Raw genomic sequence first — 7,098 nt, 5'->3', positions numbered from 1 at the left:
AAAACGTGTCTCCTTTATTAAAAAACCAATTATGATTACAGATTTACCTGAATGTTTATTTAAAAGGTTTGATCCAGAATTTAGATATGTAACTACACTGTCCGCATTAAAATATGTTAAGGGTGAACGGCCAGCACAGCGTTATTATTCGCTGTTGATATGCCTTTCAGAACCTTCGGAATCCTTTAGTCTGGTCGTGCGCAATGAAGCTGTCGATGTACTGCGGATTTCGCTGATCAATATGAAGATCTATGAGATTTACCTTTTCGCCTTAGCGTTGCCAGCCGACTTTCCTGTCGGCCAGATACTGGTGCTAGGAGAGGACCGTGAACGGTTTATTCCTAATGATGAAAAGGAAAGTACTCCCGGATACTGCTACGAACTGACGGTACCTGCGAAGACAGAACGGAGGAATACCAACAACGGATACTGAACGATCTGAATAGGCACTTTAAGCTTGATGTAAGAATCGAGAAGCTAGCTGTCGTGAAAGACAGTCGAAAAGTTGCAAAGATGAACGGCGAATCTGTTGAGCTTATGTGGACAGAACAGCTCACGATGATCATGAAAGCTAATCGCCGACCAGTAGTCTTACGAAACATGAATTAAAGTTCTTTAAAGGGACGTAACGAATATAGTTTCACTGTTTAGAAGCCCGAATGCTGCCGAGGGCAGAAAAAAGACTTTAGGAACAAGTCACCCTCGGTAGTTGAAGGGGACAGCAGAAGTTATATGCATTAGAAATTACAACAATGAAAATAGATAATAGATATAAAACCAAGGATTGGAGGGATCTCCAGAAGCTTGGTAAATATAAGGGAGAGCTATTGCTACTCAGTAAGCTATTACTGCTCTCCTTATTGATGATCTTTCATATGGTTAGTTTATATGCTCAGATACCCCGCAAGGCCAGCGGGGTGAACGGGCAGGTAAAATATGAACTTGCAGGTAGAGTGATATCATCCATTGACGGTACGCCGATGCAGGGGGTATCTATTCGTATCGATGATGAGAATCTGCAGATCCGAACATCTAGAAATGGAACTTTTGAACTGCTGGTCACAAACCGAAAAGGAAAGGTAAAGTTCTCCTATGTCGGTTTCGAAACTCAGGAAATCAATTATACCTCAGGAGTATCATTAGTCGTGAAATTAATACCTGAGGATAATAAACTCCAAGAAGTAGAGGTGGTATCTACCGGTTATCAGAAAATCCCAAAAGAGCGAGCTACGGTTCATTTGAGTTTGTGGATAATAAACTTTTTAATCGTAAAGTATCGACGGATTTTATAAGTAGGCTGGAGGACATTGTTCCAGGAATTTCTGCTCCAAAGGTTTTTGCCGCTGGTAGAGGTAATTATCCCAATATATATATCAGGGGTGCTAGTACGATGTATTCACAACGTTGGCCCTTGATTGTAATTGATGGAATGCCATATCAAGGAGATTTTAACAGTATCAATCCGAATGATATTGAAAATATCTCAGTTTTGAAGGATGCAGCAGCAGCATCTATTTGGGGGGCTCAGGCAGGTAATGGCGTTCTGGTTATTACGACAAAAAAGGGAGGTTATAGTCAACCTATTACTGTGTCTTTCAATTCTAATATGACAATTGTTCAAAAACCAGATCTCTATTACATGCCTCAAATGAGCGCCGCAGATTACATTGAAGTGGAGAAAACATTGTATGAAAAGGATCATTACAAATATAGATTTAACAGTATCTGGAATTACTTTACGCCTGTCGTCAATCTGCTAAAAAAAAGGACTGACGGCTTGATTTCAGATGCTGAACTAAGTCGGGAACTAGACCGTCTAAGTCGTGTGGATTCTAGAGATGATTTTACAAAATACATTTACCGAAAAGCCTTTAAGCAGCAATATCACCTGCAGTTGTCAGGTGGTAATTCGAAATTTTCAAGTCTTAATGCAGTTGGTTTTGACCATAACAGAAACAATGTAGTATTTAACGATAACGAGCGCTTTAATCTAAGGACATCAAACAGCTATAAACCTACTGAAAAATTAGATATTCAGGTTTCGGTACAGTACATAAGAAGTCAAAATCAGAAAAGTGATGCCCCAATAGAATTTAATCGTATGGGATTGGGGTTTGGTAATTTTCCATATATGGAACTGGCTGATAAAAATGGAAATCCTTTAGAAGTGGAGGCCTTAGGAATGAATAAAGTGTTTCGTGATACTGTAGCTGGAGGACGACTATTGAGATGGAACTATATTCCTTTAGCCGAATTGGATGCTACCTCCAGTAAAAGATCCAATAATGAAGCCATTATCGATCTAAATATGAATTATAAATTGATGGATGGTCTAATAGCTTCGGTAGTCTATAATTATAGAAATGGTAGTGCTAATGATGAAGTGTGGCGTAGTGTAGAGAGTAAGACAATGCGTGAATTTATAAATATCTATGCAGGATGGGATGCTAATCAAGTTACTTACCCAGTACCGGTAGGTGATTACCTCCAGAACTTTGCAGAAACTGCTCAATCGCATCAAGGTAGATTTGTTCTGGCTTTCGATAAAAAATGGAATGATAAACACCAATTTTCAGGTATAGCGGGGTCTGAAATTCGCCAGAATCAGACCCAAATGAGATCGTCGACATTCTATGGTTTCAATCGTGAAAATTATTCCTATAAAAATGTAGACCATAATACGTTGTATCCATCCTTTCAAGGTCAGGGAGGATATCTTCGGATACCGGATTATGGTGTTATCAGTAAATTGACTAATAGATTTGTCTCATATTATGCAAATGGATCATATACTTATTTAAATAAATATATCTGGTCGGGAAGTGTTCGTAAAGATGCATCAAATTTATTTGGCGTCAATACAAACGATAAAGGACAGCCTTTTTGGTCAGTAGGAATGGCTTGGATACTCAGTAATGAATCGCTATTTGGCAAACAAAAAAATAATTATCTGAAGCTCCGTACGACTTATGGTTATAATGGCAATGTCAATAATAGTATCAGTGCTTTGCCAATTTTGAATGTGCAGTCAAATGTGCATCCTACAACTGGTAATTCCTATGCTGTTTTACAGTCTCCTGGTAATCCTGATTTAAGATGGGAACGCGTAGCAACATTTAATCTAGGCCTAGATTATGGTTTGTTTGAAAACAGACTCTCAGGATCTATCGAATACTATGTAAAGAATTCCAAAGATCTGATTACTTTTTCTCGGATTGATCCAACTAGCGGTTATGGTAACCTTTTTTATAACAGTGCAAATACAAAGGGTAAAGGTATAGATGCGTCTATCAGATCTCTTAACGTAAACAGTGGTAAGTTTAAGTGGATTTCAAATTTTGCATTTGCGTATAACCGTGTTAAGGTGACTAATTCAAATGTTGAGAATACACTCGGTTTAGATTACATAGGTGGTGATCATGCTGCGCAGATGACCCTATTCAGGGGGCTGATCTTTTTTCATTACTATCATTTAAGTGGGCAGGTCTGGATCCTGAAACAGGGGTGGCACGCGGGTATATAAACGGAGAAGTTTCGAAAGATTATATGAGTATTTATTACAATTCGACTATCCATGATCTTGAAAATCATGGTTCTACCGTGCCTTTGTACTTTGGTTCTTTACGAAATACTTTTGAATATGGACCCTTAGAATTTTCATTCAATATTTCTTATCAATTGGGGCATTATTTTATGCGTACATCTTACAATAATTCCCGTATGGTTTTAGATGGGGTGGGACATCTAGATTATGCTAAACGTTGGCGGAAGCCAGGAGATGAGCGCACAACAGATGTGCCTGTATTTCAATATCCAATTAATTATGTCGCCGATTATTTTTATAATTTTTCTTCGGCATTGGTCGAACCTGCTGGACAGATAAAATTGCGTGATATACAATTGTCTTATAACCTTTCTGGCTTGAAAAAGCGATTTTTAAATCGAGCTTCTATATACGGCTATGCGGCAAATGTGATGACATTATGGAGAGCAAATAAACTGGATATAGATCCTGAATTTGGATACAATAGCCCTGATCCTTTAGCGATTTCTTTTGGTATAAACCTAAAATTTTAATCTAATGAAAAAGAACCTATTAACTATTTGCATTTTATTTATCGGTGTTTGTCTTTTATCAGGATGTTCAGAATACTTAGAGTTAAAACCCGATGCAAAAATGGCGATACCAAAAACAGTCCAGGATTGTGAATTATTGCTAAATGACTATGGTACTTTCAATAATGTATATCCATATGTTGGCGAAATTGCTTCCGATAATTATTTTATGAATTCATCTGATTGGGAAGTAATTAATGAAATCGATGATAAGAATGCTTATATATGGTTGGATATCCCAGCCGTTTTATCAAAGCAATGGCAAATGCCATATAAAGTGGTCTTCTCTGCAAATCTAATAATGGAAGTGCTGGATAAGATCAATACACCCTCGCAGGAGGATTGGGAAGTTTGCTATGGGACAGCATTGTTTTTTCGCGCATTTGCCTTCCATCAGTTATTGGATGTTTTCACAGAGGTATACCAACCTAATAATGCTGCAAGTACTCTTGGAATACCGTTGCGTCTAAGTTCAAATATGGAGCAGTCGTTACCTAGGGCTTCTTTAGAGAAAAGTTATGATCAGACTATTTCCGACTATAAAAAAGCAATTACCCTATTACCAACAATTGTACAGTCCAAAGGACTTCCTGCGAAAGCTTCAGCTTATGCCGGGTTAGCACGTCTTTTACTTTCCATGCAAAATTATGAGGAGGCATATAAATATGCGGATTCGGCACTGACGCTTAATGCTCAATTATTAGATTATGAACAGATGAACGCTGATCTGGAAAATCCTTTCGTTCCCTTTAATAATGAAGTGCTGTTTCAGGCTTCCAGTACTTATACTTCAGTATTGAGTGAAGGTTATGCTAAAATAGAAATGGAGCTTTATGATGCTTATGAAGATGGTGATCTGCGTAAAAGGCTTTTTTTTAGAGAGAATGGATCAGATAAGGTATTTAGAGGCTCCTACAACGGTAATCCTGTCGGTATTTTCGTAGGCTTAACTACTGCTGAAATGTTTTTAGTAAAAGCAGAATGCGCAGTAAGACTTGAAAATTTTGATAGTGCTAAAGCAGCATTAAATCAATTGCTCAAAAAACGTTGGAGATCTACATCATTTCAAGAAGTATCTGAAAATGATGCCACGAAGTTATTAGAAATAGTCTTATGGGAACGTCGTAAAGAACTGCTTTTTCGGGGACAGCGATGGCCAGATTTGAAGCGTCTCAATTTGGATGCCCAGTTTCGAAAACACTTACGCGCACAGTGAAGAATAGTGTTTATGAATTATTTCCAAATGATAAGAAGTATGCCATTATGCTGCCTTTAGCAGCTGTCAGAGAAGGTCAATTAGTACAAAATTCAAGAAATTAACTACAATATGAAACAAATAATTATAATCTATTTCCTCTTAATGATTTTTGGAGGAAGTTATGCGCAGACTGATTTTATTATCGGTGACAAGATTCCGAAAACTCTTCATTTCAAGGCTATTCATGCTGAAGGCGGACTGCTTGATATTGCTAGTTCTAATGAACAGATCACTATACTTGACTTTTTTCATACATCATGTGTTACCTGTATTGAAAGTATTCCTAAACTGATGGCGGTACAGAAATCTCTTGGCAATAAGGTGAAAATTATGATGGTTACTAAGCAGGATAAAAATACGATCGAGAAATTTTTTAAAACAAATAAATTTTTAGCAGATAAAAATGCTGATATTCCAATGATAGTAGGGGATACATTGTTGTCGAAGTGGTTTAGACATGAATCTTTTCCGCATGTTGTATTTCTCAAAGATAATGTTGTAAGAGCAATTACTCATAGTGATTTTATAAAATCTAAAGTAATACTTGATTTACTGGAAAAGGATGAAATAAGGGTTATCCGTAAAAATGATTACCTTTTAAATGAAATAAAGGAATCTGCTCATAATCTAGAAAATAAGTTATACACGATAACAGGTTATGATGATGCTAAGTCTCCTTGGAACGGAATAAAATTTGAAAAACTCAATAGCGATAGTCTAAAGGCCTCTTTTAACAATACGAGTTTTTTTATTGCTTGTATTGCCCTTAAATCTATTATTAAAAAGCCATCTTTCTTGATGTTGCCAGAGCGTGTTGAATGGAATGTTCCAATAAAAGATAAGTATCAGTACCCGGATGATGGTACTGGCTCAAATGTCTGGTTAATGGAGAACGGCATTTGTTATGAGCGTTCTTTTTCACAATCATTAGATAGTATTTCTATTGCTAAGTTGGTGATTCACGATTTGGAAGAATATTTTCGTGTTCATATGATGGAGAAAGTTAAAAATAAAAACTGTTTAGTCATTAAACAAATTGATGCCACAATGGTTGAAAATGATGCCGTTCCAATCGTTCATAAACTTGAAGGATCATCTGTACTCGCATTTTTATTGGATTATTCAGGGGAGTTTCCACCAACAATTGATGAAGCTGATTATAAGGGAGTAATCGAAATTGGAAATTTTGAAACTTTGGAAGAATTGAACTATCAATTGGCTGGTTATGGACTGCATGTTGAAAGAAAGAGCAGAGAATATGATATCATCGAATTTCGGAAATATGACTGAGTTAAAAAAACAGGGGACTTAGTCCCCTGTTTCAAAATCAATGTATTGACTAAGGAGTGTTTCTTAGTTGCACATTGGTAGATGGAGTTGCGGTATGCAATGCCAAGATCATTTCATTTTGCAACGCTGTTGTGAAAACTGGTTGACCTGATCCGTTATCTGTAGCATTAATAGCACAAATCTTGTTCCCGCTTGAACAGCTGGGCGATGATACACTACTGTAATTAGAGGCAATCGTCGGATTGCCATTTGAATTTAATTGATACCAAGCCATAATTGACAAGTTTTTAGTGAGTTTTTATATGATATAAATATTTCGTATATTCATATCGGTTCAAATCGATCATCCTACGTGTTGAAGGATGGCCACGTAAAAGCTTCCGCGCATCGGGGGCTTTTACTATTAAAGTGGACTTTTATTTCCTGCCCCGGCC

At 37.0% G+C, this 7,098-nt stretch carries 7 protein-coding genes; 6 read left to right on the top strand and 1 reads right to left on the bottom strand.

From position 1 onward, the window contains the following. The 6 genes from L950_RS31110 to L950_RS23385 form a co-directional block, all read left to right on the top strand. Positions 1-433, top strand: a 433-nt coding sequence (locus L950_RS31110; protein ID WP_197086664.1) for a hypothetical protein, incomplete at its 5' end; no start/stop codon positions are given. Between the two features lie 319 nt (positions 434-752). Then, complete coding sequence (locus L950_RS23405) at positions 753-1,292, top strand: carboxypeptidase-like regulatory domain-containing protein (RefSeq protein ID WP_021189150.1); 540 nt, start codon at positions 753-755, stop codon at positions 1,290-1,292. Then, positions 1,247-3,523 (top strand): TonB-dependent receptor plug domain-containing protein, encoded by a 2,277-nt coding sequence (locus tag L950_RS23400; RefSeq protein ID WP_021189149.1) that lies wholly within the window; start codon positions 1,247-1,249, stop codon positions 3,521-3,523. Before L950_RS23405 ends, L950_RS23400 begins: the two co-directional genes overlap by 46 nt. Beyond that, positions 3,505-4,077 carry a hypothetical protein gene (locus tag L950_RS23395; RefSeq protein WP_021189148.1) on the top strand — a complete coding sequence of 191 codons (573 nt, stop codon included), beginning with the start codon at positions 3,505-3,507 and terminating at the stop codon, positions 4,075-4,077. The genes L950_RS23400 and L950_RS23395 overlap by 19 nt, the downstream gene beginning before the upstream one ends. A gap of 4 nt (positions 4,078-4,081) precedes the next feature. Then, positions 4,082-5,332 carry a RagB/SusD family nutrient uptake outer membrane protein gene (locus tag L950_RS23390; RefSeq protein WP_021189147.1) on the top strand — a complete coding sequence of 417 codons (1,251 nt, stop codon included), beginning with the start codon at positions 4,082-4,084 and terminating at the stop codon, positions 5,330-5,332. A gap of 111 nt (positions 5,333-5,443) precedes the next feature. Next, complete coding sequence (locus L950_RS23385; RefSeq protein ID WP_156169834.1) at positions 5,444-6,664, top strand: TlpA family protein disulfide reductase; 1,221 nt, start codon at positions 5,444-5,446, stop codon at positions 6,662-6,664. Between the two features lie 49 nt (positions 6,665-6,713). Here the strand turns inward: L950_RS23385 and L950_RS23380 are convergent, their stop codons facing one another. Then, positions 6,714-6,938 (bottom strand): hypothetical protein, encoded by a 225-nt coding sequence (locus tag L950_RS23380; RefSeq protein ID WP_021189144.1) that lies wholly within the window; start codon positions 6,936-6,938, stop codon positions 6,714-6,716. Positions 6,939-7,098: the final 160 nt, after the last annotated feature.

The sequence above is a fragment of the Sphingobacterium sp. IITKGP-BTPF85 genome, assembly GCF_001006065.1.
Lineage (GTDB): Bacteria > Bacteroidota > Bacteroidia > Sphingobacteriales > Sphingobacteriaceae > Sphingobacterium > Sphingobacterium anhuiense.
Note: the sequence above shows the minus strand (reverse complement) of the source record. Positions and strands in the feature narration are given on the sequence as shown.

Excerpts from the sequence above, each read along its gene's own strand:
- L950_RS23385 (WP_156169834.1), top strand. The coding sequence starts at position 5,444 with ATGAAACAAATAATTATAATCTATTTCCTCTTAATGATTTTTGGAGGA.
- L950_RS23380 (WP_021189144.1), bottom strand. The coding sequence starts at position 6,938 with ATGGCTTGGTATCAATTAAATTCAAATGGCAATCCGACGATTGCCTCT.
- L950_RS23405 (WP_021189150.1), top strand. The coding sequence starts at position 753 with ATGAAAATAGATAATAGATATAAAACCAAGGATTGGAGGGATCTCCAG.
- L950_RS23390 (WP_021189147.1), top strand. The coding sequence starts at position 4,082 with ATGAAAAAGAACCTATTAACTATTTGCATTTTATTTATCGGTGTTTGT.